Annotated in this window: 23 protein-coding genes and 1 pseudogene; 14 read left to right on the forward strand and 10 right to left on the reverse strand. The window is 42.2% G+C overall.

Annotation, left to right across the window (positions count from 1 at the left end):
- Positions 1–54 precede the first annotated feature (54 nt).
- A complete protein-coding gene (locus J2Z48_RS06605) occupies positions 55–783 on the forward strand; it encodes a MerR family transcriptional regulator (protein WP_307252001.1) in 729 nt (242 codons plus the stop codon).
- A gap of 39 nt (positions 784–822) precedes the next feature.
- Here the strand turns inward: J2Z48_RS06605 and J2Z48_RS06610 are convergent, their stop codons facing one another.
- The gene (locus J2Z48_RS06610; protein WP_307252004.1) at positions 823–1245 is read right to left on the reverse strand and encodes a MarR family winged helix-turn-helix transcriptional regulator; all 423 of its coding nucleotides are present in this window, start codon (positions 1243–1245) and stop codon (positions 823–825) included.
- Positions 1246–1374: 129 nt separating this feature from the next.
- Here J2Z48_RS06610 and J2Z48_RS06615 point away from each other — a divergent pair, with 129 nt between their 5' ends.
- A complete protein-coding gene (locus J2Z48_RS06615) occupies positions 1375–1959 on the forward strand; it encodes a DUF3238 domain-containing protein (protein WP_307252007.1) in 585 nt (194 codons plus the stop codon).
- 77 nt (positions 1960–2036) lie between these two features.
- Here the strand turns inward: J2Z48_RS06615 and J2Z48_RS06620 are convergent, their stop codons facing one another.
- Positions 2037–3950 (reverse strand): ABC transporter permease, encoded by a 1914-nt coding sequence (locus J2Z48_RS06620; RefSeq protein ID WP_307252010.1) that lies wholly within the window; start codon positions 3948–3950, stop codon positions 2037–2039.
- 179 nt (positions 3951–4129) lie between these two features.
- Here J2Z48_RS06620 and J2Z48_RS06625 point away from each other — a divergent pair, with 179 nt between their 5' ends.
- The 4 genes from J2Z48_RS06625 to J2Z48_RS06640 all read left to right on the forward strand — a co-directional run bounded on the left by J2Z48_RS06625 (position 4130) and on the right by J2Z48_RS06640 (position 8989).
- Positions 4130–5092, forward strand: coding sequence for a hypothetical protein (locus J2Z48_RS06625; protein WP_307252011.1), 963 nt, complete (start codon positions 4130–4132; stop codon positions 5090–5092).
- 34 nt (positions 5093–5126) lie between these two features.
- Positions 5127–6371 carry an FAD-dependent monooxygenase gene (locus J2Z48_RS06630; protein ID WP_307252012.1) on the forward strand — a complete coding sequence of 415 codons (1245 nt, stop codon included), beginning with the start codon at positions 5127–5129 and terminating at the stop codon, positions 6369–6371.
- Between the two features lie 65 nt (positions 6372–6436).
- A complete protein-coding gene (locus tag J2Z48_RS06635) occupies positions 6437–8206 on the forward strand; it encodes an ABC transporter ATP-binding protein (RefSeq protein ID WP_307252014.1) in 1770 nt (589 codons plus the stop codon).
- A gap of 375 nt (positions 8207–8581) precedes the next feature.
- A complete protein-coding gene (locus J2Z48_RS06640) occupies positions 8582–8989 on the forward strand; it encodes a hotdog fold thioesterase (protein WP_307252017.1) in 408 nt (135 codons plus the stop codon).
- Positions 8990–9054: 65 nt separating this feature from the next.
- On the opposite strand, the gene J2Z48_RS06645 is transcribed toward J2Z48_RS06640, so the two are convergent.
- From J2Z48_RS06645 to J2Z48_RS06660, 4 genes and pseudogenes are all read right to left on the reverse strand, one after another.
- The gene (locus J2Z48_RS06645; protein WP_307252019.1) at positions 9055–9648 is read right to left on the reverse strand and encodes a hypothetical protein; all 594 of its coding nucleotides are present in this window, start codon (positions 9646–9648) and stop codon (positions 9055–9057) included.
- An 82-nt stretch (positions 9649–9730) separates the two neighbouring features.
- Positions 9731–10414 carry a hypothetical protein gene (locus J2Z48_RS06650; RefSeq protein WP_307252022.1) on the reverse strand — a complete coding sequence of 228 codons (684 nt, stop codon included), beginning with the start codon at positions 10412–10414 and terminating at the stop codon, positions 9731–9733.
- A gap of 18 nt (positions 10415–10432) precedes the next feature.
- A pseudogene (locus tag J2Z48_RS06655) lies at positions 10433–10678 on the reverse strand (matrixin family metalloprotease); the annotation flags it as partial.
- 626 nt (positions 10679–11304) lie between these two features.
- Entirely contained in the window at positions 11305–11586 is a 282-nt protein-coding gene (locus J2Z48_RS06660; protein ID WP_307252025.1) for a hypothetical protein, read from the reverse strand.
- Between the two features lie 244 nt (positions 11587–11830).
- Between J2Z48_RS06660 and J2Z48_RS06665 the strand changes: the two genes are divergently transcribed.
- A complete protein-coding gene (locus J2Z48_RS06665) occupies positions 11831–13198 on the forward strand; it encodes a helix-turn-helix domain-containing protein (RefSeq protein ID WP_307252027.1) in 1368 nt (455 codons plus the stop codon).
- 214 nt (positions 13199–13412) lie between these two features.
- Here J2Z48_RS06665 and J2Z48_RS06670 read toward each other — a convergent pair whose 3' ends face one another.
- Together J2Z48_RS06670 and J2Z48_RS06675 are read right to left on the reverse strand one after the other, a co-directional pair.
- Positions 13413–13589, reverse strand: a complete 177-nt coding sequence (locus tag J2Z48_RS06670; protein ID WP_307252029.1) for a hypothetical protein — start codon at positions 13587–13589, stop codon at positions 13413–13415.
- 49 nt (positions 13590–13638) lie between these two features.
- The gene (locus J2Z48_RS06675) at positions 13639–14382 is read right to left on the reverse strand and encodes an SDR family oxidoreductase (protein WP_307252031.1); all 744 of its coding nucleotides are present in this window, start codon (positions 14380–14382) and stop codon (positions 13639–13641) included.
- Positions 14383–14568: 186 nt separating this feature from the next.
- Between J2Z48_RS06675 and J2Z48_RS06680 the strand changes: the two genes are divergently transcribed.
- Positions 14569–14952 (forward strand): MerR family transcriptional regulator, encoded by a 384-nt coding sequence (locus tag J2Z48_RS06680; RefSeq protein ID WP_307252035.1) that lies wholly within the window; start codon positions 14569–14571, stop codon positions 14950–14952.
- Between the two features lie 77 nt (positions 14953–15029).
- Here J2Z48_RS06680 and J2Z48_RS15735 read toward each other — a convergent pair whose 3' ends face one another.
- The gene (locus J2Z48_RS15735) at positions 15030–16910 is read right to left on the reverse strand and encodes a S8 family serine peptidase (RefSeq protein WP_370872892.1); all 1881 of its coding nucleotides are present in this window, start codon (positions 16908–16910) and stop codon (positions 15030–15032) included.
- A gap of 423 nt (positions 16911–17333) precedes the next feature.
- On the opposite strand from J2Z48_RS15735, the gene J2Z48_RS06695 reads away from it, so the two are divergent.
- Both J2Z48_RS06695 and J2Z48_RS06700 read left to right on the forward strand, forming a co-directional pair.
- Positions 17334–18176 (forward strand): MBL fold metallo-hydrolase, encoded by an 843-nt coding sequence (locus J2Z48_RS06695; protein ID WP_307252036.1) that lies wholly within the window; start codon positions 17334–17336, stop codon positions 18174–18176.
- A gap of 23 nt (positions 18177–18199) precedes the next feature.
- Entirely contained in the window at positions 18200–18691 is a 492-nt protein-coding gene (locus tag J2Z48_RS06700; protein WP_307252038.1) for a DinB family protein, read from the forward strand.
- Positions 18692–18889: 198 nt separating this feature from the next.
- Here the strand turns inward: J2Z48_RS06700 and J2Z48_RS06705 are convergent, their stop codons facing one another.
- The gene (locus tag J2Z48_RS06705; RefSeq protein WP_307252039.1) at positions 18890–20479 is read right to left on the reverse strand and encodes a bifunctional metallophosphatase/5'-nucleotidase; all 1590 of its coding nucleotides are present in this window, start codon (positions 20477–20479) and stop codon (positions 18890–18892) included.
- 155 nt (positions 20480–20634) lie between these two features.
- Between J2Z48_RS06705 and J2Z48_RS06710 the strand changes: the two genes are divergently transcribed.
- The 4 genes from J2Z48_RS06710 (at position 20635) to phnE (J2Z48_RS06725) (ending at position 23984) form a co-directional block, all read left to right on the forward strand.
- Positions 20635–21537 carry a phosphate/phosphite/phosphonate ABC transporter substrate-binding protein gene (locus J2Z48_RS06710; RefSeq protein WP_307252042.1) on the forward strand — a complete coding sequence of 301 codons (903 nt, stop codon included), beginning with the start codon at positions 20635–20637 and terminating at the stop codon, positions 21535–21537.
- Positions 21538–21628: 91 nt separating this feature from the next.
- The gene (gene phnC, locus J2Z48_RS06715; protein ID WP_307252045.1) at positions 21629–22381 is read left to right on the forward strand and encodes a phosphonate ABC transporter ATP-binding protein; all 753 of its coding nucleotides are present in this window, start codon (positions 21629–21631) and stop codon (positions 22379–22381) included.
- Between the two features lie 17 nt (positions 22382–22398).
- On the forward strand, positions 22399–23181 hold the full coding sequence (gene phnE, locus J2Z48_RS06720; protein ID WP_307252047.1) for a phosphonate ABC transporter, permease protein PhnE: 783 nt from the start codon (positions 22399–22401) through the stop codon (positions 23179–23181).
- Complete coding sequence (gene phnE / locus J2Z48_RS06725) at positions 23178–23984, forward strand: phosphonate ABC transporter, permease protein PhnE (protein ID WP_307252049.1); 807 nt, start codon at positions 23178–23180, stop codon at positions 23982–23984. The genes phnE (J2Z48_RS06720) and phnE (J2Z48_RS06725) overlap by 4 nt, the downstream gene beginning before the upstream one ends.
- Positions 23985–23988: the final 4 nt, after the last annotated feature.

The following is a 23988-nucleotide window of genomic DNA, read 5'->3' on the forward strand; positions in this document are numbered from 1 at the left end:
TGACTCTCTCGCTACGTAATACTTTATAGTTGGAAACAGAAAGGAGCATCATTCATGAAAGTGAAAGAAGTAGCTGACTTAGTGGGAGTGAGTGTGCGCACTCTCCATCATTATGATGAAATTGGATTGCTTGTTCCAGATGAGACCACGGAATCAGGTTACCGCCTATACTCTAATGAAAACTTAGAGTTGCTCCAGCAAATTTTATTTTTTAAAGAGTTAGGTTTCTCCTTGCAAACGATCAAAGAAATCGTTCATAGTCCCACATTTGATCGACAGGAAGCACTGCAAATGCATCACCAAACATTATTAGAAAAACGGAACCGTCTAGATAAAATGATCCAAACTGTGGAGAAGACGATTCAACACGATAAAGGGGAGATTCAAATGACAACAGAAGAAAAGTTTGAGGGATTTGATTTTCGTTCGAATCCATATGAACGAGAAGCAAGGGAACGTTGGGGAGATGAAGCGGTGAATCGGTCCAATGAAAAAGTGGCTCAGATGGGTCCAAAGATACAAAAAGAGATGAATGATCTCTATTTCTCTCTAGCAAGTATACGGCATATGTCCCCAGATTCGGAAGAGGCACAATCGGCTATTGCGAAGTGGTATGATCTGCTACAGAGCTTTGGCAACTATACACCAGAAGCATTTCGATCCTTAGGAGAGATGTATGTATCGGATAAGCGATTTACGAAAAACATTGATCGATTTGGTGAAGGATTAGCTATGTTTATGCGCGAGGCAATGGGAGTTTATGCAGACCGTCAGAGAAAATAGAGCAAAGAACTTCTTCCTTTTTAGGGAGAAGTTCTTTGACTATGTTTTACGAATGACACTTGCTAGATCATCTTTTATCATTTGCAGTCGCTTAGCGCCTATGTTATCGATCAAATGTTGTTCGATCTCGTTCAGGATGTTTTCTTTTGCTTCCATGACGATTCGACCACGTTCGGTTAAAACAACGATTTTTCCTCGTTTGTCGGTTGGATGAGGTTTTCGCTGTATATAATCATTTTCCTCTAGATAATCGACTATTTTGCTCACCGCTTGCTTGGTAATCCCTAGATGGTCCGCTAGTTCGATTCCTGTAGCCCCATCGTGCAATGCGATATATTTAATCATGTATCCATGTACAGGCCGGATATCATGAAATCCTAGCTCCGATAGTCTCTCGTGTAATTTATCGATTAGGGTCTGAAAAGATGTGGACAATAGGGATACAAGATCCGAATCGCTCATGTAGAAGCCTCCTTATCCAGTTAGTCTATTAGGTTGACTAAATGTGTTAATAAGTGTACTATGTCATATGTAGTCAATCAAGTTGACTACATATGAACTGAAAACTGAGAATAAATGGAGGCTTTTTATATGGCTAACATTGTTAAAATAAGAGCAAGTGTATTTATTCCTATGTCTTGGACGGAACCGAGACCAGATGGTGAGACAGAAAATATGGTTCAATTTGAAGGCGATTCCCGAGAGTTTACACCTTACGCTGGGGGAATGTTTCGTTCTAGAATCGAACAAGAAGTAGTCGTGGATTTTGAAAAGAGAGAGATTTTCTCACATGAGAGTACAGGTATCACCGCAGAAAGATTAATTCATCCAGATGGCTCTTTTCATTATAGAAAAGGGAGAGCAAGCACTGAAAAGATTAAGTATATCAATCCGATATGTGAAGAAGAGGGTGTTCATTTCCAGATGACGGCAAGCGCTGGAAACCCATTGCACGATGTACCTCCCGTTGACTATTTATTAACGGTATATGTTAAAAAGGATGGCACAGTTGAAATGACAGGAGAGCATGATGGATTCCCTTGCTATGAATTTTATAAGCAGACGGACTTTGGCCCATTTGTAGAAATTTATACTCATGACTTTAGGCAGACGGGCGATACACCAGCAACTTTGGATGGCGATATGGAATACAAGTTTCATAAGGTGATCTCATAGGAGTTGCCTTTTTTAATTGTTATATAAACAAAATAAATAGGGTTGTGCTGAATGTATTTCAGACAACCCTATTACGCTTACTTTCCGGATTTTACCATAACCTTATCTAGTTGCTTCAGATATAGTATTCGAACGATAAGGAAATAGATGAACTGGACAACGAAGAATCCAGATATACTGATTAAGGAAGGTGTAAGCATTTCCCATAAAGAAAGATGCCCAAGTATCTCTTTATTTAAAATTTGTAGAGCTATCAAAGCTTCTAATCCTGCAACGATGAGTGGGATGAAAAACAGCATCGCAATTTGGATCGTACAGGTCCGTCTCATTGCCTTCGTGCTTAGACCAACTTTGGAAAGCATATGATAGATCTGCTGATCTTGATTTAGATCGGTATATAGCTTGAAATACAGGAAGCTGGCAGTGGCAAGAGAGAATACAGCTGCGATAAAGACACAGATAAAACTAAGCAAACTAGTTGAATGTTTGAATTCGATATAACCACCCGCTCGAGTGGAAATAGAGTCTTCCTGACCCGTAACATTCTTCTGTAACTTTTGGATCTCTTTACTAATCTTCACTTGATCAGAATCTGTACGGGGAGGCTCTGCTCCGGACCAAGCTGGAACCGAATAGTATACAGATATCTTCTCTGTTGATTGACCTTTTTCTTTTACTGGACTAGCTTGAATCTGTTTATAGGCTTCATCATTTACAACTAAAAGAGGAAGATAAGCGGTAATCCTTTTATCGACTCGCTCCACGATCTGATACTTCTCTAGTTTTTGTCCTGCCTGTATTCCGAGTCTATCTGACTTAGAAGCGATATAGATAGCCTCTTCCGGTTTTAAGTTATGAGAAGCATTTAGTCCAAGCACCTTAGCTATCTGACGATAACTCGATTCATTCGTCACATTCATGAAATTACGGTCAGTCACTGAGATCGTATCTAATGTAGCAATCACCTTATCATACTTAATCCCCGAGCTCTCTAATTTTTGATCAATTTTCTGCATATCTGTTTTCCAGTTCTTGTCCTCTTTTGAAACATCGAACGTAATAGCAAAGGCATTTTCTTTATAAGAACTTTTCGCTACATAATCGAATGACTGGACAAGACCAATTGCCACAGAAGCCATCGCTGTCACAATCGTAATCATGAAAAACATTCGTGCATTATCCTTTATCTTATAAGCCATCTCGGAAATCCATAACATTCTGGTACCTTTCCAGAAGAAAGAGCGATTTTTTTTCAATAGACGCATCACATACACACTAAATTGAGTAAAGAAGAGATACGTTCCGATAATCCCTATTGTGAGGGCCAAAAGGACCGTATTAAAGCTTTTGCTCAATAAATAGTATGCAGTAACGATTAAAACGATGGATAAAAGAACGAGCAGAATATGTGCTTTCGGCTCTTTCTTCGGCTTGCTTGTCCCCATTAATAATTCCAACACCTTTTTTTGACGGATGAAGAAAAGGGTCAAAAAGGAGATTACAATATAGAGAGCGGAGAAAGCCATTATCGTGAGGCCCATCGCTTTTAACGGTAGGTAAATGGAAAGCTCTGTCTCTACAATACTAGATCCATATAAGAGAAATAGCTTTGCAAAAAGGAGCCCACCGAGAATTCCGGTCACAATGGAAGCAAATCCAATTAGTATATTTTCTAGGAAAATCAGCTTATTAATCTGTGTTCGTTGTGCCCCTAAGATCGTCAAGAGCCCAAACTCTTTGTTTCTGATCTTCAAAAAAGCACTGATCGAATAGAGAACAAATAAAAATGAGAAGACAAAGGTCACATAGGCTGCTGCGGTCATTCCCATTTTAGCCTGATCCCCTAGGTCTGACTTTGCCAACTCCGGGTGAAAGATGAATAGAGCATAGGCAAAGAAAATCATAACTGCAAACGAGCTACTCAAAAAGTAGGCTGAGTAGGCACGTCTATTTCGCTTAACGTTATTAAATGCAAATTGACCAAAGTTCATGTCGATTTCCTCCTAAAATTACACCTCTTTTACTATGTGCATGTGGCTAATAATGTATCATGTATATATGGCAGAAAGTATCGATCAACCTTATATGAATCTTAAAAGATTGTAAGGTTGATCGGAAAATTAGATAACCGAAGTGAGCTTGTAATGAGAAAAGGAGATGAAATGAGTTTATGAAAAATGGTTCTGTGGGTTACATGAAGTATTTCGTCATGATGCTACTGACAGTGATGATCGTTGCAAGTCCGATTTCTTCCGTTTCTGTCCTCGCTGCACCGGATTATACGGATTTGGCGTATCGTTGGGCACCGGTTCATTATCAGGATACGGATGATACGGATGCGGATGCAGATTACATCACGGCTATGAATTATGATGGTGATTGGGTGATGAATAATAACTGGGAGCATCAGGACGATGATGCGAGTCGTCTCAAGGGATCCGTTACCTATTCGGTTACCGAGACACAGTCCCATTACTTCTTGATCTATACCTTTTATCATCCTCGTGATTGGGTGGATTATCCTGATTTTGGGCTGGACACACATGAAAATGATGCAGAAGGCGCGATGATGATTGTAAGGAAAGATGGTACCCCTCACGGTAAGTTAGAAGGAATGGTAACGGTTTATCACAATGACTTTTATTCGTATACACCAGCTGGAAGCCAGTTGACAGATGGGAAGGAAAACATTGATGGTAGCATTCGCATGGTGGATTACGGCGGAGTGAGTCGTCCGACTACTTACCAAGATGCGAAGGGACACGGAATTTATAATTGGAATGGAAAGAACTTTCCTGGCGGAGATGGAGTTGTCTATTACCCAGATCGCCAGACATCAGAAGCGCCATCCAGTGGAAATGATCGCTCTGTGAAGTACACATTGGTCAATACATTTGCTCCGGGTGGTCTATGGGATCATCGTTTTGATCCAGATACGTTTGCTAGTTGGGGGACATTTAAGGGGGATAACGGTAAAGATAATGCTGCGAACACAGCATGGAAATGGAATGATTCCAACGATGGTCCTGTTGAGGCAGGCGAAATGGCAACAGATCCCGTCCATTTAATGGAAGTTTATTTTGGTAATCTAGGTTCTTATAGTCGAACATATGTATATAATGGGTATCGCTAGGCAATCGGTAATCTCTTGTGAGGAGCGATCTAGGATGGACGAGCGTGAGAAATCGGAAATCATCGAAACAGATGTAGTGATTGTGGGCGGTGGGCCAGCAGGTATGGTACTCGGAATGATGCTTGCTCAAGCTGAAGTCAATGTAACGGTCGTAGAAAGCCAAGCGAATTTTGATCGCGAATATCGGGGTGAGGTGTTACAACCCCGATTCTTGCAGTTAATGGAGAAACTTGGAATGCGTTCCTATATCGAGAGCCTTCCACATGCCCAAGTGAGAGCGGGTACGTTTTTCAAAAAGGGGCGAAAGTTAGGGGAGTTTGCCTTTCATCGATTTATCCCTGAGATCCCTTACGCTATCTGGACACCACAACCAATATTATTACAAGCTTATTATGACTACATGAAAGACTCGTCTTATTTTCACATGAAGTTTCATGCATCTGTAAAAGAGTTGCTACGTGAAAATGGGCGCGTAACAGGTGTTGTGATCGAAACAGAGCACAAGGAACGAACGGAAATTCGAGCAAAAATAACCGTTGGAGCTGACGGACGATTTTCTACGATTCGCCGATTAGGTGGATTCCAGCTCGAATATGAGGATTATCCTGGCGATATCATCTGGTTTAATATTGATCAACCTGAGAATCCACAAGATGTATTGCAATTTCATATGACAGATAAATATCCTTACCTAACCTTACCCAAATACCCAAATCTCCTACAAGTCGGGATCGTTCTGGGAAGTGGGAGATGGAAGCAGGTCCAACGAGAAGGGATCGAATCATTTAAAGCAGATTTGGCGGAAATGTCTTCAGCGTTTCATCCCTTTTTACAAACGGTTACCAGCTTTCGTTCCTTTTTTCCCTTACAAGCGAAGACTCAGTATGTGAAAGAGTGGGCACAGGATGGTTGTTTATTGATTGGAGATGCGGCACACTGTTCCTCACCAGCAGGAGCTATCGGCGTATCGTTAGCTGTTACCACTTCAGCCATTGCCGCTGAGGCGATCTATGATTCGCTAAAGAAAAACGATGTATCTGCCAGCTCGCTAAGGCGTGTTCAGCAAATACGTGATTCAGAGATCCGTATGATTCATCAAATCCAGATGCGGATGGGGCGGATGTTATTTAATCGACATCCCATTCTAAATGCATTACGTCCCTATTTACTCGCATTATTTACTCGTACGCCTATTGCCACGACGGTATTGAAGAAAATGATGACCTTACCGAAAGATATCCATATAAATGAGCGATTTCGATTTAAAAATAAAGAATGATTGATTGAGCAAGGAGTTCTTCACTTGAACATGATCCTCTTCTTGAAAGGAGTGAACCTAGTCATATGGAATCACAAAAAAGAAAAATTGATATGAAGAAGTTTATGGGGCTGATTAACCTACAATCGTTGCCCAAAGCGATGATCGTTTTAGTGTTAGCTCTCAGTCTGCTTTCGACTGTCGCGAGCCTCATCGTTCCACTTTTTACAAAAAATCTGGTGGATGTCATCTCACTAGATCACTTTCAATACCAATTTATCTGGTTTTTACTAGCCGCTTTCTTAGTACAAGGGATTGCGGGCGGAGTCTCTACCTATTATCTGGCGTACCTAGGAGAGAAAGTAGTAGCCAATATTCGAAAGCAAATTTGGAAACAAACGCTTCATTTGCCCGTTTCCTTTTTTGATCAAAATCGTTCGGGTGAGACGATTAGCCGCATTAATAATGATACGGCTGTGATTAAGGAATTGATCAGTAATCAGCTTGTGTCTATTTTTACGGGGATGATCTCACTTATTGGCTCTCTATCTATCTTGCTGTACCTAGATTGGTCGATGACACTCGTGATGCTAAGTGCCGTACCCGTCATATTTCTCATCATGCGACCACTGGGCAAGCAGATGAGACAGGTTTCGAAGCGTCTCCAAACGGAAACAGCTGAGTTTACCAGCACCATTACCCAAGTGATCTCAGAAATCCGTTTGGTGAAAGCCTACGTGGGTGAACCCGTAGAACGGAAAAATGGAGATCAAGGCATCGATCATCTGTTTGAGATAGGGCTGAAAGAAGCTCGCATATTCGCCATCTTACAACCTCTAATGGGCTTCGTGATGATGTTTATGTTAGTAGTGATCATCGGATACGGAGGGTATCGTGTTTCGACGGGAGACTTAACGGCAGGGGATTTGGTAGCTTTTATCTTATATTTGTTCCAAATCTTGATGCCGATTACGATGTTAACGCGTTTCTTTACAAGCTTGCAGAAAGCAATGGGAGCAACGGAGCGGATCATTGAAATCCTAGAACATGACCGTGAACCAGAGATGCCTGCGGAGGAAAGCGATTTGCCTAATGTAAATCCTACCTTACCGATTCGTTTTGAACATGTTAGCTTCTCTTACCTTGATCATGAGGCGGTACTACACGATGTTAATTTTACCATTGAGCCTGGAGAAGTAACGGCTATTGTGGGACCGAGTGGAAGTGGGAAAACGACGATCTTTTCGCTTTTAGAGCGTTTCTATCACCCGAGCTCGGGAAAAATTCGGATTGGGGATGCTTCTTTAGAGGAGTTCGATCTTAGAGAGTGGAGAAGTTGTATTAGCTATGTATCGCAAGAGAGTCCTCTACTCGCAGGAACGATACGGGAAAACATCTGCTATGCGATGCAACGGGAAGTGACGGAAGAGGAAATCATCCGTGCGGCGGAACTGGCATACGCGGCTGAATTTATTCGAGATCTGCCAAATGGGTTTGATACTCAAGTAGGCGAGCGTGGGATTATGCTATCGGGTGGCCAACGTCAACGGATCGCTATCGCGCGAGCTATCTTGCATGATCCGAAGATTCTCATGCTAGATGAGGCGACTTCGGCACTGGATTCCACTTCGGAAAAGGTGGTCCAGGATGCGTTGCAAAACTTGATGCAGGGTAGAACGACGTTGATTATCGCTCATCGATTATCGACGGTGGTGGACTCGGATCGGATTCTGGTGCTGGAAAAAGGGACGTTGACTGGAATCGGAACGCATGAGGAATTGCTGCAGAGTCATTCGCTGTATCAGCGTTTGGTGGAGCAGCAGTTTCGTTGGGAGATAAAGGATTCGATTGAGTAAGGTTGGAATGTCGTGTAAGAGCTGGACTGCCTTCAGAATAAATGGAGGCAGTTCTTTTTGTTGATGAAAAGTGTGAGAGGGAGTGGAGACTGTTGATTAGCCTATTGGATATAGACCGGGGCATGTATCTGCCCACAGCTCAAATAGTGAACCTGCGAAGATGTGGAGAATGTCCGCTTCGTCCTTCGAAGCTAAGTAGGTTCCCAAACATCGCAGTGGTCAGATACATTGCCCCTAGTCTTTTTCCATTATTGGTTAACAACAAGCCTAGTGAATGGATGCTGATTCAGTATTCATTTCAGTAAATTTATTTTATACTGTATAGTAAGTATCTTTTTGGCGAGAGATTTTTACATAACATGAGGAGTGAAGTCTATGACAAACCGAGCGGAGTGGGAAGAGTTTGTAAAAGGAACTTTAATAGAAGCACTTGATATCCAGTTAATCGAATTAGGTGAGAGTAAGGTGGTTCTCACTATGCCTGTAGGTCCTAAAACGAGGCAGCCAATGGGGCTTTTGCACGGTGGGGCATCTGTGGCTTTAGCTGAAACTGCGGCTAGCATCGGGGCGTATTTCAAAGTGGCACCTTTGGGAAAAGGAACGGTTGGTTTAGAGATTAACGCCAATCATATTCGCTCGAAAAAAGATGGGATCGTGACCGCGATTGCGACGGTACTTCATGAGGGGCGTACTACCATGGTGTGGAACATTGAGATTGTAGATGAAGAAAAGAATCTGCTCTGTATTTCGCGTTGTACGATGGCGATTATCAGTCCAAAATAGAGAAAGATCGAAAAACCTAGACCTCTGATGATCAGGAGGGCCTAGGTTCCTTTTAGTGAGGGGATCTATTTCTTGACTGATTGTATTTTCATGGTTAGCTGTGTTAAATCCATCTCCAAAGTAGGAAACGTTTCTCGGTCTACTTCATTACGCAGGGTGTCCGTAAGCCGTTTTACTTTCTTATCTCGAACTAAAAACTGCCCTTGAAATGAGTCTATGCAGTTGTAGTGGTCTTGGGAATAGTGTTCATTTTTCTTTTGAAATATACCAAATACCACAACCTCATCATCTTCCCGGAACGTATCTAATGCATAAGTGGCTACAAAGGGTACTACATCTCCCGCGGTTACTTTCCCATCTCCGCTAAGCACCTTTGTTACCTTTACCTTTGAGGACACGTGCTCTCTACCTTCAGATTGGAAAAAGTCTCGATCCTGTACAACGCCTTGTACGACAATGTCCGATTTCTTACTCAACTGTTCCACGGACTTATAGTGTTCTACAAATTCAGGTGTAGCCGAAATTTGGCGATCAGTTGGAAATGATGTTTCCGTCACAGAGTTAGGCTTCTGGAGTGGTTCCGCTTCTTTTTCAGAACTACAACCAGTTATTCCGAGAAACAAACAGCTAACTACTAGTAAGGAAGGCAATTTTCGCATCTTGATCCTCCTATAGAAAAGTAGAACTATCCATTAGCCAAGTGTTGGGTCTGTCTTGATCAATCGATAGCCTGATTGAAAGTTAATGCTTTACAGCTTGTACCTTTGTGGTTAAGTGCGATAGCGGCATTTCTAAAGTTGGAAAAGCCTCCCGATCTACTCCGTGCATACGGTCTGTAAGGCGCTTTGCTTTCTTGCCATCTAGTTGGAATTTTCCTTGAAATGCACCTACGCAAGTATAGTAGGATTGTGGGAGAAGAATCTTGCTAGAACTTAACCTACCAAATAGCAAATACTCTTCTCCTGTCCTCATGGATGGAACACCATTGTAAATCACAGGAACCGGATCATTTTCGTGCCCAGATGTAATACGGATTTTATCAGGCTTGCTTTTTGCAATGTCCCCTTTGGTACGCATCCCGCCAAGCTCTACAAAGGTAACGATGTCTCCCACAGCAACCGTTCCGCTAATCACTTTTGTTACCTTCACAGTAGATTTTGTACGAGCTACTTCTTCTCGTTGAAAGAATTCGTGGTTTTGTACAACTCCTTGAACCACAATATTGGCTTCTTGAGTTAACTTTTCGACTGAGTCATAGATTTCCCCTACATCCATCGTGGCTTGAACTTTAACATGGGTAACAGACTTAGGTATATCTTGAGTCGTTTTATGATCCCCTATTGAGAGAGGTTTTGTTTCTGAATCACACCCAGTTATTCCGAAAAGCAAAAAGATTACTGCGAACCAAGCAGATACTTTGTACATAAATTTCAACTCCCTTCTCTAGTAAAGATAATTGATACCTGCTACGTCATCGGTTTGCGCAGAGTTTACCGTACGACCGTGACCTAATTGGGTCATAACAGACGTTTTGGTCATCGTATGAGCCAAGCCCATAGCATGTCCAATTTCGTGTGCCATGGTTCCTTTTTTGTTATAGGAGCTGAGTTGCTTGTACTCGGGTACATTTATTTTGATTTGTGCGTAATCCCAATTTTCATTCCATGGCTCTACATGCTCAGGCCCCTCAGATGTATTTCCAAAATCAAAATGCTGTGTCTCCGCGTACCCATCATCTTTCTCGCCAAAAAGGTAATGATGTCAATCACACTGTTGCTTTGATTCGTCGTCTGTCGAAAGGAAATAGGAGTGGAGATTCCCAGACGCTTTGTTGTATAGATCCAATCTGACCACGCATCTTGGATAAAATGAATTATAGGGTTTAGCTGAACTATGGATAAAGTAGTACTGTTTGTTTTTACCGCTGTTACCTACTCCTTTTTCAAGGTGAAATTGATCCCACGTTTCATATGCTGGGGTTGACGTTGGCACAGAGAGAAATAAAATAAGCACGAACAAACTGGATAACCATTTGTACATTCCCAATTCACCTCTAATTTAAGAGTCATTTTGAAGAGAAACACAGGGGAGGAGCATCTGTTATCTGCCTCACCTGTGTTTAGTACCAATAATGGGTTACTTGCAAGAAATGATAGGTCAAATCCGAGAACAACTAGATTCGTGATTCTAGCGACGGGTTACTGGGGAACAATCTGCGCATCATGTTCCTTTGAAAGATCTTTTAACGCATGAGATAGAGTGGTGTGTAGTATGTAGATATCATCGAAGTTTGTCCGAGAGGGAGGAAGAGTGAGCTAGTCAGTGAATATATCAAAGCCTCTCCCGACAAAGATGGTGGTAGAGTCGTCCATTTTAAATTTTCTCCAAGTTTGTTTTGGTAGCAAAATCGGTTTTGGCTGATCAGTTGTCATGACAAGAGTTCGTTCTGTATTTCGACGCTCGGCCAAGTAGATTGCCTCCGTGGAATCGGATAATTCGGTAATGCGTTGTTCTTGTAGTTCAAACAGTTGCTTTAAAGTTAAAGCAGAGGACTTCAACTTATCTAAAGACGTTGCCCGTATGTGAAAACGTAACATATTCTCCCATCCCTTATCGAAATTTTGTGAATATATACTACACAAGTTGATTGTACTAGGCTACAATAATAGTGACAAATGGTGGCAATATTTTCTACCCATTTCAATATAGTAGAAACTTTCCTGACGGAACCTGTCGACCGAATGAACACCGATGTGGATTTCTACAATATCACCCAAGATTTCAAAAGAGGTCGAAAAGATGAGAGTTTTTTGCGAAATTTTTTTTGATTAGGGGTGTAAGATGAAGGAGAAAATCTTTGTCTCTGGAAAACTAGCAAATAGTATCAGAGAGAAGAGAAGAGAAAAAGGTATGAATCAAGAGGAACTTTCCTTTCAAGCAGGCTTCAGTTCCTCGACGCTAAGTGCCTTAGAAGCCGGATACAAGCAATTCAACAGAGCCAAGCTCGAAACAATCTGTACCATCCTAGAAATCGATATCGACGACATAAACGAAGAACCTTCCGTTGAAACGATCAACTATTCATTAGAAGAACTACTTAAAACCATCGAAGTCGAAATCATGGATAATCCCGACACTGCCTTAGAAACACTTCGTCAAACAGAAGAAATCTACAAACACATCAATCAAGACGAACCCATCCTATACGCTTACGGACCCTACCTACGCGGAAGATGTGCTTTAAGGAAAGATGAACGAGAAAAAGCCCTCCATTACTTCGAACAGGGAATCCAGATGGCAGAAGTCGAGCCAGACTTGCGGTATACGAATTTAGTAACGGCTTGTTGTTACCAGATTAGTCGGTTGTGCAACTATGACAACAAACTACAAAAGGCACTAGGATACATCGAGAAGGGATTTGCAAGCTTCTATGAAGAAGGAGAGCGAACCAATTTATTCTATTTGTTATGTATTAACAAAGCTTCTGTATGGGACAAGATGAAATATTATTCCCAGGCGCTGTCTTTAGTAGAGAAAACATGTGAACACCAAAAATATTCCATTTCATCCGATGCAAAGTTGAACTTGTATCAGTTACGAGTCGAATTACTGAATAAGTTGAATCGACATATGGATTCGATTCCTATCGCTCAAACAGGTCTAGAACTAGCGCGGGTTGATAATAACAGTGATCGGAAATTCGAATTTCTTTCCTCTTTGGGAGAATCTCATGCCAAATTAGGTAATCTCGATATGGCCACGCGTTATTATCAACTTGCGAGATGTTTGGAAAGCAAAATTTCAAAGGGGTATGTAGCTATCTCTACCTATACTAATCTTGGCATCTTACAGATGAAACAGGAGCAATATGCAGACGCCGAACAGTCCTTACGCACAGCAGTTTGTCTAGGAGAAGAGCAAAAAGATGATTATCGATTGTGTCAAGCTTTGCGAGCTCTTGGGGAGCTGTATTATCATATTAAAAAGGATAAAAAAGCAACAAAAAACCTAGAGCAAGCTTTGGCTATTGCTAATACACTATCTATTGACATTGAAGCAGCGCATCTATTAATGTTATTGTCGAAACTATCCCTTCGTTCTAAAGATATGGAACAGAAGAAATATATTGATCAATTTTTGCAACTTATGGCTTCTAAGACTGTTTTAGGAGGTGCTAGCATGTTTCATCATGATCCGCCAGAGGATTAATTTGGTCACTAAAGACTTGGAGGTGATGGTATGTTTCATCATGATCCACCCGAATCATAGTTTAAATGGTAGTTATATTTGACCGACAGAGAGCCAACCATCAGGGAAAGGCTCTTTTTGTATGAGAAAAGCGTTAATTGATTGATTTTTTATGCCTGTTGATTAACCAGAAAATACCAGTGGAATAGGGGTAATGTATCTGATCACAGTGATGTTAGTGAGCTTGCTTAGCGTAGTCTTTCGAAGCAAGGGCGTTTTGTGGCAACTTGTTTGAGCGTTCTTTGCGAGTTTTGCCACTTGCCCGAAGCATCGATAGACGAAGCGGACTTGTTTTTTCACATCCTCGCAGGCTCACTTTTTGAGCTGTGGGCAGATACATGCCCCGGGACACGCTTACCTCAGAACAGCCCCAATACTTACCCAATCAAACAGAAAGCAATCTAACTCTGTGCAGTAGGGCGGACAACAATCTCATTCACATCCACATCGGACGGCTGCTCCATTGCAAATGCGATCGCACGGGCAATCGATTCTGGAGAGATCGCTATTTGATCCCTTGCGCTGATGATCTGGGCCTTCGTCTCCTCATCTGTCATAGAGTCGGCAAAGTTCGTGTCGACAAAGCCGGGTGAAATGATCGTTACGCGAAGCTTATCACCGGCCTCTTGGCGCAATCCTTCAGAAATAGCACGCACAGCGAACTTTGTGCCTGCATACACGGACTGTTTGGGTACAACTTTAAGTCCTGAAACGGAAGCGATATTGATGAAATGTCCAAAGCCCTGCTTACGGAAAATAGGCAACGTTGCAGCGATCCCGTACAGCACCCCTTTGATGTTTACGTCAATCATCTGTTCCCAGTCCTCTACCCGTAGATCGTCGAGGAGGGAAATCGGTCCAATTCCAGCATTGTTTATGATGACATCCACTTTTCCATAGGAATGAACAGCGTGTTGTACTAAATTTTCCACATCACCACGGTTTGTCACGTCTGTTACCTGATAATTTGCGGAACCGCCATTAGAGTTAATAGAAGAGACCAATTCTTCAAGGCTTTGCTTTCTTCGTGCACCAACCACAACATGAGCGCCTCGTTGTGCTAACAAGATGGCAGTTGCTTTTCCCATCCCACTACTTCCACCGGTAATCACAACGACCTTGTCTTTTATATGTATATCTGACATAAAACATCCTCCTTTAAAATCATTCCATCGAGCTACTCCTGTAGTGTAATAGGTTATTCTAACTATAAGTCAACACATAAGTTTCTGTGCAAAAAATCATTATATCAACAAGGTTATTGAAGTTTATCCTTCTTTTTGATGCGCTCCTTAAGTTATAGTAACTATAATCAAAAGGAGGCAATTCTAATGTCATACTCTATGAATTATGTAGTGGAGAATGTAAACATAACAGCCAACACACTCAGATATTATGAGAAGGAAGGGTTGTTAAAAAATATATCTCGTGACTCCAGAGGACGACGAGTATATATCGATGAAAATATGGAGGTATTACATTTTATTCGTTCTCTTAGATTAACAGGGATGCCTATTTCCGACATAAAGAAGTATCTGGAGCTAAATGAGCTAGGGGATGAGACGATATCGCAGAGGAAAGAGATGATCCTACAACATAAAACAAAGGTTCAGGATAAAATTCAGGAGGATCTAAAATATCTAGAAATCATAAGTTATAAAGCAGCTATCTATGAATTGAAGGAAAGAGAATTTAAACAAAAAGATCGCGGATGATGGGGGATATGCCTTGATTGGGTACACGAAAAAACCAAGAGGATTTAATCCCCTTGGTTTTCGTTTTTCTTACTGAATTACTGATAGTACTTCACTTTGTCGATGGTGTAACCATACTTCGTGATGATCCAGTCAGAAACGAGGTTGGCTGTGATGGTGTCGCCATCTACTTCTACCCAGAAATCATTTTTGGTACCAGTGAAAGTTGCTTTGGTAGCGCCAGCTTTGTCTTTGATATGAACGAAATCGTAGTTTGCTTCTGTTTCAAGTTTGCTGAAGTGAAGAGCTACTTTTTGAGCGCCAGCTTTGGTGTAAGTTTGGTTTTCGCTGACACTGTTTCCATAAGGGTGTTTGGTATCGAAACGTTTGTCTTCTTCATGCCAGGAAGCTCCTGCTGGGAAGTTAGCGGTTAGTTTGTAAGCTTGTGTTTTGCTGGAGGCACCGCTAAATCCAACTACTTTGACATAATAGACTCCTGCTGCAGTGGCATTATACGCGATTGCTTCTGGGTTGTTTCCGCCTTTCATGCTCTTTGCTAGTTCTGTTCCAGAAGCGTTGTAGAGATAGAGATCATAGTCACCAGGTAGGTTAGCTAAGCTGATGTTGACTGCACCAGGTGTACCTACGTTGAATTTGTAGTAGTCTACATCGGTGTTGGTGAAGATGTAGCTATCGTATGCTTTGCCAGAGTTGATTGGGCCGTAAGCATTAGCTAAGGTATCGTTTGGCTCGAAGGTATCTTCTTTGTCTCCGCCGCCACCGCCATCATTACGATCATTGATTACAGCGCGGTAAGCATTTAGACGACCGTATTTCCAGTTAGGACCTGTTCCTGCGATTTGGTCAGCTGTGCCTTCAAGGATCTCACGCACTTCTGTGTGGCTCTTCCCTTGAGAAGCGACTAAGGCTGCTACCCCAGCGGCATGAGGAGTTGCCATTGAAGTACCACTGTATTTGATATAACCGCCACCCATTTTGGTAGAAATGATATCTACACCAGGAGCGGCTACATCTACCCAGTCACCATAAGTGGAGAAGGATGCTTTTGCATCATTGCTATCTGTAGCTGCTACAGCGATACAGTTAGCATAGTAAGCTGGATAGTTTGGGGCAGTGCTGGGGGTATTACCAGCAGCAGCCATGATCACTACACCTTTACCCCATGCGTAGTTTACGGCATCTTCCAATGCTTGTGAGCTACCAGAGCCACCTAAGCTCATGTTGATAACTTTAGCACCGTGGTCAGCGGCGTAAGTGATACCATTTGCCACCCACTCATAAGTACCGGAACCGTTGCTGTCTAATACACGTACTGGCAAGATCTTTACATCAGGAGCTACACCCGCTACACCGATGCCGTTGTTTGTAGTGGCGGCAATGGTTCCTGCTACGTGGGTACCATGTCCTTGACCATCATCGGCATTGTCATCATTGTCGACAAAGTCGTGTCCGCCGGCGGCTACCTTGCCAGCTAAATCTTCATGGTTCGCTTGGACTCCAGTATCCACAACAGCTACAAGAGTGCTGCTGCTACCTTTGGTTACATCCCAAGCTTGAGGGGCTTGCATTTTTTGTGGTCCGTATTGAGCGGAGCTATATTGTGGATCGTTTGGTGTCCAGAATGCATGTGCCAGTTGGTTCGGTTCTGCATATTCGACCTCTGGCATCTTCGAGTATTGCTCAACTGCTTCTTTCACCGTTTGATCTTGAATCTTAATGACTTGGAAGCCAAGTTTTTTATTCTCAGAGAGTACGTTTGCATTTTTTGTCTTTAGGAGACTTGCTTTTTTGGAGGTGCTGATATTTGACTTAAACTTCACGATGATCGAATTCTTGGCTACTTCCGCCGCTTTGCTAACAGGAGCTGCTTGTACGCTTACGGTAGTGGGAGCGAGTAAAGAGAGCGCTAATCCTACCGCGGCTACCATCGAGCCTACGCGTTTGTACCCCTTCTTCATCTTACATTCCCCTTTCCCATAGTGGGTTTTGTTTGTTGGTTTGTGACTTAGCAACATGCGGCATAAAGCATCTACTAAACAGGAGCAAGGCGGGGAACCAGCGATTCGCATGAGTGAGGACATGACGAGATTAAACTTTATTAATTTTGTGAAAAATTAATGCGTTAATAGGTTAAAGTAATTTCGGTCACTGGATAGGCTAGATGGTTCTCATTTGAAGACCTCGCTGTTTCTAAACCATGTTCGCAGTTCATGTAGATTTAATTGTGTTTCTATTTAGAATATTACATGAAGATGAATGAGATGTAAATGGTTGATTATTCATTTTTTAATTTTTTTGTTTTAGATATTTAGAGGCAATGTTTCAAACTAATATGAAATGGGTATTAGTGGACAGATTAAAAGGTAGAGAGGGGCTGAAGAATGGCAGATGAGAATACGATTGAACGGTTAAAAATATTTCCGAGTATGATTTATCAAACGAATTCGACTGTATTGGTCGGGGAGCATTTCATATTAGTGGTAGATCCGACTTGGTTTCCTGAGGAAGTTCAAGCGATTCGTGATTATGTAGATCAAGTAAAGGGAGATCGAACGTTATACATTTTTTATACGCATGCCGATTACGATCATATCATTGCCGCGGGGCTATTTGCGGATGCGATTCAGATCGGTAGTGTTTCGATGAAAATGTACCCGGAGAAAGAGCGAGAGCTAGAACTAGAACGAACTCGGCAGTTTGATCGAAATCATTATGTAAAGAGAGAGTACCCTTTGATATTTCCGGAGATTGAGGTTGTCATTACAGAAGATGGACAAGAGATTCAACTAGGTGAGACCAAGGCAACTTGTTATCTTACTCCAGGGCATACATTTGACGGGGCTATGCTTTATCTACATACGTATGGTGTGTGGATCATGGGCGATCATTTCTCTGATGTAGAACTTCCTTTGATCGATTCAGTAGCTGACTATAAACAAACTGTATCCAAAGTGATACATTGGTGGGAGAAGATTCAAGGTGAGATAAACTGGATGATTCCGGGTCACGGCTTGGCGACTTCTGACCGTGTGGAAATGAAGAGGCGTTTGCAGGAGAGTCATTACTATTTGGACGAGCTAGAAAAAGTAGCCCTCGATGCGGATGAAGATCGGCTAAACGAACTTCGTGATCGAATCTGTATCCCACCAAATGACTTTATTCAAAAAAGTCATGACGAGAATATAGCGAAAATGAAAGAGTATCTCCTTGCAAAAACAACTTAAAAAATGAAATGGAGTGTTGTTGGATGACTCATTTAGAACAGGTTCGTACCGCTTTGTTAGAAGAGTTACAGCCCCTTTCCGATGAGCAATATAACATGAAGCCGGATCCTTCTGCATGGAGTATCGCGCAAGTATTAGAGCACCTCATTCTAGCTGAGGGTTTTATTGTATCTATGATCTCCAAATTGGCGAAGGGGCACGAAGTAACGAATATTCCAGATAAGCCGATTCACTTCATAGCAGATCGATCCAGAAAAGCCCCAGCACCCGATTCAATGAAGCCAACCAAGGATTACTACGCAAAGGAAGAGCTCATACAGAAGTTAGAGCAAACTCGGAAACGAACTCATGCTTTTATAGAGGAGCATGATGAAGAAGAATTGAGCAAGCGATCTATGCCTCATCCAGCGCTAGGTGATATGAATCTGAAGCAATACATCGAGTTCATCGCTCTCCATGAACAACGCCACTTAGCCCAGATTCGGGAGGTTAAAGAGGCAATAGCACAAAAATAACTAGAACTGATTAGGTGGAATAGGGGCAATGTATCTGACCATTGCGATGTTAGTGGGCTTGCTTTTCCACATCTTCGCAGGCTCACTATTTGAGCTGTGGTCAAATACATGCCCCGGGACACACTAATACCAACATCATCAACAAAAACGGTCTAGGAACAAACCTCCTAAACCGTTTTCTATCACTTTCTCACTCTCTTATTCTACGACTACCTTCCAGTTATGGTTCAACGTGGCACGAATCGTTCCTTTTTGTTGGAAATAGTCTGCTAGAAGCTCTGATACTTCAGTCGGAATCTCACGAACGACAGGTTTATCTTGGAACATAAAGTAATTGCCCCCACCCGCGGCACGATAGTTATTCATCACGACTTCGTACTCTTGCTCTAGATCGAATGGCTTCCCGTTACGAGTTAACTTGGTGATGCGCTCGCCGAAAGGCTTGCTGATATTGATCTCGTATTCGATCCCTTCCCACATATCAAAGTTGTAATGCTGTGGTTTAGGCTCTAGGAAAGCCGGATTCACCTCGATTTGCTCGCCGTTATAAGGGGCGAAATAGGTGGCTGTTTGCTCAAGGGCTGCTAGGATGTCTTTTCCTTTGAGACGTAATACTTTTAGGGTGTTGGGATAAATATAGTTGGCTACAACATCTCTCATCGTGACGTTATTAGGCATCCCAGGGCTTATATTGTCAAATAGAGCTGTGTTGGAGATTTCTGCACCAGTCAACTCCATCTGCACATGGTTCATCCATTCGATGAGCGGATGATCCCCTGTTCTCACTAGCATTGGATCGTGTACGATCATGTCACCTTCGATACTGCCGAGCGGCTGGTCGAGCCATAGTTGTGTTTCTTGTTCGTAGGGCTGCGTCATCTGGACGATCGCCGCATCAGGTTCTACTCCTACTAAATCGTGGAGCCTACTCTTGATTTGGAAGAGTCGCCAATCCCCTTGTACCTCCACAAACTCTAGCTCGACTTGTCCTACTAGGTTTCCGTGGCTTCCTGGTTGAATGATATGCACACCGTTGATGTTGCCGCTTGGAATGTGACGATGTTGGTGTCCGGTGATGAGAAGATCGATTCCCTCTACTTGACAGCAGATTTCATAGCCGACATTTTCACCAGAGAGAGGCTCAGTTGGTTCACCGCTCACTACATCTCGTTCAAATCCACCGTGGTAGGAAACAGCGATAAAGTCAACGGTCTCTTTTTCAAGAACTACCTCAACCCATTTCGTCAATTCGGCAATCGGATCAGCGAAATGAAGCCCTTGAATATGCTGAGGCTCTTCCCAGTTTGGGATATAGCTGGTGGTAGCGCCGATGATGCCCATGCGGATGCCGTTTGGGAATGTGTGGATGAGATAAGGAGTTCCGAAGGCTGGTTCCCCTGTCTTTTCGTCTAAGATATTACAACTGAGCCATGGAAACTGAGATTCTAGCACGACTTGCTTTAAGACATCTGTCCCATAGTTAAATTCATGATTCCCGATAATCGCAGCATGCGTACCCATATGATTAAAAAGTAGGGGAATCGGGTGAATCGATTGTTCTTTGTTCATTTTGACATAATGGTAGGTGAGTGGAGTTCCTTGGATGCTATCCCCATTATCTAGGATAAAAGTATTAGGCTCTTTATCCTTCAACTCCTGAATTTTGGTTGCGATTTTAGCCAAGCCGAATTCAGCAGGGGCTTTATTGCCATAGTGAAAAGGTAGAACTGTTCCATGAACATCACTCGTCACAAGAATTTGACATGTTTTACTTTGATTGTTTTCCATAGTATCCTCCGTTGTTTCTTAGTAATAAGATGTTTTTTACATATATTCAACATTTTATTATCAATTAACATACAAATCCTTTTGATGATTGTATGAAAACATGATACTATATCAGAGGACATTATTCATTCACATTTGAAAAGGGGTATCCATTCATGATGAAGAAAGTTCTGGCGAGCGGCCTTTCCCTCGTAGTCGCAGCCAGTGTGATGGCAGGTTGTACAAAGCCGAAAGATGAAGAGAAGGTATTGAATGTCCAGTTTGTACCATCTCAAAGTGCTGAGACTCTAGAAGCGAAAGCAAAACCTCTTGAAAAAATGCTTGGGGACAAGCTTGGTATGAAGGTGAAAGTTTCAGTATCTACAGATTATCCAACAATTATTGAGGCGATGGCTTCGAAGAAGGTAGATGTTGGATTCCTACCACCTTCTGCTTATGTTCTAGCGAAGGAAAAAAAAGCAGCCGATGTCATCCTACAATCTCTTCGTTATGGTGTAAACGAGAAAGATGGATCACCTACGAAAGACAAAGTAGAATACTATAAAGCGCAGTATGTTGTGAAAGCGGATTCACCGATTAAATCGCTTGCTGATTTAAAAGGGAAAAAGATCGCATTCCAAAATGTAACCTCTTCTGCTGGTTATGTATGGCCTGCAGTTGAGTTAAAAGAAGCAGGCGTTGATCCACTAAAAGACGTGAAACCAATTACACTTAAAGGTCACGACCAAGCACTTCTATCTGTGTTAAACGGTGATGTGGATGCAGCGGCTACGTTCCAAGATGCTCGTAATACTCTTAAGAAAGAGCATCCAGATATTTTTGCAAAAACAAAAGTTATCTATGTAACGAAACCGATTCCGAATGATACGGTAGCGGTACGCCCTGATATTGACCCAGAGTTGAAAAATAAAGTAACACAAGCTTTCCTCGATCTATCAAATGATCCAAAGGCAGTAGAAGTATTCCGTAGTATCTATACACATGAAGGCTATGTGAAGACGGACGACAGCAAATTTGAATCCGTTCGTGAGTATGAAACAAAAGCAAAGAAAGATTAATTTAAAATTTGTTTCAAGTGAAGCAGCCAGAGAAAAACGACGACCAAGCTGTTTGGTTGTCGTTTTTTATGCGAATAGGGGAGAGAGCAGTATGATCGAATTTAAAAATGTATCGAAGACATATCCAAATGGGACCAAAGGCCTGAAAAATATCAATCTTAAGATAGAAAAAGGGGAATTTATTGTTATTGTGGGTCTATCCGGTGCAGGAAAATCTACCTTTTTGCGTTCGATAAACCGTCTGCATGAGATTACAGAAGGAGAAATCCTAATCGATGGGAAATCGATTACAGCGACTCGTGGGGGAGAATTGCTGAAAATGCGCCGTGACATCGGAATGATTTTCCAGAATTTTAACTTAGTAAAGCGATCCAGTGTACTGCGCAATGTATTATCCGGTCGTGTCGCATATCATGGAACTCTTCGTATGTTGCTAGGAATGTTTCCAAAGGAAGATAAGGAATTAGCATTTCAAGCCTTAAACCGAGTGAATATGCTCGAAAAGGCTTACTCTCGTGCGGATGAGTTATCTGGCGGTCAACAACAACGGGTTTCGATTGCACGTGTACTTGCACAGAAGGCGAAGTTAATTTTAGCAGATGAACCGGTTGCATCCCTTGATCCGCTGACAACCGAGCAAGTGATGAATGACTTAAAGCACATTAATGAACAAGATGGAATTACCACGATTGTAAACCTTCACTATGTCGATCTTGCTCGTAAATATGCGACTCGTATCATCGGATTACGTGATGGCGAAGTCGTATTTGACGGACCAGTCGAAGAAGCGACAGATGAGTGCTTCTCAGAGATTTACGGTCGTCAATTAGAGAAGATGAACTAAGAGGGGAGGGACTTTCGATGGAGCAACAGATGGCATCACTAAAAAAGCCAAGAAAAACGAAACACCTGCTCACGGCGGTTTTGTTATTCATCCTGTTTTATGCGAGTTCAGTTAATACAAAGGCATATATAGAAGATCTGATTTCAGGCTTACCTAATATGCAATCGATTTTAGTGAAGATGGCTAGTCCGGATTGGAGCTACTTTGAACCCATTATTACTCCGGTACTGGATACGATTCGAATGGCATTCATCGGGACTTTGTTAGGTGCGATTTTATCGATTCCGGTCGCTTTTCTAGCGGCAAACAATCTATTTAGTAAATGGGTTACGATTCCAGCCCGTTTTATCCTAAATATTATTCGTGCCATTCCAGAGTTGTTGATTGCTGCCTTATTCGTGGCCATCTTTGGAATGGGAATGATTCCGGGGATTCTTGCCATTGCATTTTTCTCTATGGGAATCATTTCAAAATTACTATATGAGTCCATTGAGACGATTGATTCAGGTCCTCTTGAAGCAATGACAGCAGTAGGATCTAAAAAGCTGGTTTGGATACGCTTTGCCGTAATCCCGCAAGTTCTTGCTTCTTTTACATCCTATGTGCTATACACCTTTGAGATTAATGTTCGCGCGGCGGCTATTCTAGGTTATGTGGGTGCAGGTGGAATTGGGATTAATTATGAAAGAGTAATGGGTTTTTTAGAGTATCAAAAGCTATCTACTATTGTCTTAGCTATGTTTGTCGTGGTAGTGATCATCGATTGGATTAGTACGAAGTTAAGGGAGAGACTGGTATGAAGATAGTAGACGTTAAAAAACCGAAAACGCCAGTAAAGCAGCGCCTTATTAGATGGGGATCTGTTTCCATCTTCGTATTGATCTGTATATGGGCGTTTGCTAGTATGCCGAATATAGAGATTAAAGACACTGCGTCAGAGACCTCACGAGCGATTATAGATGGGGTTATTCATCCCGACTGGTCGTATGTGTATAAAGGTGATGGAGAGGATCTCACGTTTTTGATGATTGAAACCTTAGCCATTGCTTTCTTGGGTACGTTTATCTCCGTCGTTTTCTGTATTCCTTTTTCCATATGGGCAGCGAAAAATATTATTCGCTGGAAGATTTTTTCAGGCGCTGGGAAGATTGTACTTAGCCTTGTTCGTACCATCCCAGAGTTAGTAATGGCACTCTTATTTGTAAAAGTGGTTGGACCGGGTGCATTTTGTGGAGTACTTGCACTAGGGCTACACTCGATTGGGATGTTAGGGAAGCTAAACTCGGAAGAGATTGAGAAGATTGACATGGGACCTGTGGAAGCGATGTCGGCGGCGGGTTCTAACGGGATGAAGTCTTTCTGGTTTGCTGTGGTTCCGCAGGTTGTTCCACAATTCCTTTCCCTCGCTCTGTACCGTTTCGAGATTAATGTTCGTTCGGCTACGATTCTTGGTATCGCAGGCGCAGGTGGAATCGGTGCACCGATGATCTTTGCCATGCATAGCCGTGATTGGGATCGAGTCGGAATTATCTTGTTAGGGATCATTATTATGGTAACATTAATCGACTTTATCTCGGGGCGTATCCGTAGAAAATTAGTATAGTTGG

Origin of the sequence: Croceifilum oryzae, from assembly GCF_030814315.1 — a bacterium.
GTDB lineage: Bacteria > Bacillota > Bacilli > Thermoactinomycetales > Thermoactinomycetaceae > Baia > Baia oryzae.

What these genes read in the sequence shown, in the direction of transcription:
- J2Z48_RS06610 (WP_307252004.1), bottom strand. Translation starts at nt 1,245, where the DNA reads ATGAGCGATTCGGATCTTGTATCCCTATTGTCCACATCTTTTCAGACC.
- J2Z48_RS06710 (WP_307252042.1), top strand. Translation starts at nt 20,635, where the DNA reads ATGATGAAGAAAGTTCTGGCGAGCGGCCTTTCCCTCGTAGTCGCAGCC.
- phnE (WP_307252049.1), top strand. Translation starts at nt 23,178, where the DNA reads ATGAAGATAGTAGACGTTAAAAAACCGAAAACGCCAGTAAAGCAGCGC.
- J2Z48_RS06650 (WP_307252022.1), bottom strand. Translation starts at nt 10,414, where the DNA reads ATGTACAAAGTATCTGCTTGGTTCGCAGTAATCTTTTTGCTTTTCGGA.
- J2Z48_RS06695 (WP_307252036.1), top strand. Translation starts at nt 17,334, where the DNA reads ATGGCAGATGAGAATACGATTGAACGGTTAAAAATATTTCCGAGTATG.
- J2Z48_RS06615 (WP_307252007.1), top strand. Translation starts at nt 1,375, where the DNA reads ATGGCTAACATTGTTAAAATAAGAGCAAGTGTATTTATTCCTATGTCT.
- J2Z48_RS06675 (WP_307252031.1), bottom strand. Translation starts at nt 14,382, where the DNA reads ATGTCAGATATACATATAAAAGACAAGGTCGTTGTGATTACCGGTGGA.
- J2Z48_RS06635 (WP_307252014.1), top strand. Translation starts at nt 6,437, where the DNA reads ATGGAATCACAAAAAAGAAAAATTGATATGAAGAAGTTTATGGGGCTG.
- J2Z48_RS06630 (WP_307252012.1), top strand. Translation starts at nt 5,127, where the DNA reads ATGGACGAGCGTGAGAAATCGGAAATCATCGAAACAGATGTAGTGATT.
- J2Z48_RS06700 (WP_307252038.1), top strand. Translation starts at nt 18,200, where the DNA reads ATGACTCATTTAGAACAGGTTCGTACCGCTTTGTTAGAAGAGTTACAG.
- J2Z48_RS06705 (WP_307252039.1), bottom strand. Translation starts at nt 20,479, where the DNA reads ATGGAAAACAATCAAAGTAAAACATGTCAAATTCTTGTGACGAGTGAT.
- J2Z48_RS06680 (WP_307252035.1), top strand. Translation starts at nt 14,569, where the DNA reads ATGTCATACTCTATGAATTATGTAGTGGAGAATGTAAACATAACAGCC.
- J2Z48_RS15735 (WP_370872892.1), bottom strand. Translation starts at nt 16,910, where the DNA reads ATGAAGAAGGGGTACAAACGCGTAGGCTCGATGGTAGCCGCGGTAGGA.
- J2Z48_RS06665 (WP_307252027.1), top strand. Translation starts at nt 11,831, where the DNA reads ATGAAGGAGAAAATCTTTGTCTCTGGAAAACTAGCAAATAGTATCAGA.
- J2Z48_RS06625 (WP_307252011.1), top strand. Translation starts at nt 4,130, where the DNA reads ATGAAAAATGGTTCTGTGGGTTACATGAAGTATTTCGTCATGATGCTA.
- phnE (WP_307252047.1), top strand. Translation starts at nt 22,399, where the DNA reads ATGGAGCAACAGATGGCATCACTAAAAAAGCCAAGAAAAACGAAACAC.
- J2Z48_RS06620 (WP_307252010.1), bottom strand. Translation starts at nt 3,950, where the DNA reads ATGAACTTTGGTCAATTTGCATTTAATAACGTTAAGCGAAATAGACGT.
- J2Z48_RS06605 (WP_307252001.1), top strand. Translation starts at nt 55, where the DNA reads ATGAAAGTGAAAGAAGTAGCTGACTTAGTGGGAGTGAGTGTGCGCACT.
- J2Z48_RS06660 (WP_307252025.1), bottom strand. Translation starts at nt 11,586, where the DNA reads ATGTTACGTTTTCACATACGGGCAACGTCTTTAGATAAGTTGAAGTCC.
- J2Z48_RS06645 (WP_307252019.1), bottom strand. Translation starts at nt 9,648, where the DNA reads ATGCGAAAATTGCCTTCCTTACTAGTAGTTAGCTGTTTGTTTCTCGGA.
- J2Z48_RS06640 (WP_307252017.1), top strand. Translation starts at nt 8,582, where the DNA reads ATGACAAACCGAGCGGAGTGGGAAGAGTTTGTAAAAGGAACTTTAATA.
- phnC (WP_307252045.1), top strand. Translation starts at nt 21,629, where the DNA reads ATGATCGAATTTAAAAATGTATCGAAGACATATCCAAATGGGACCAAA.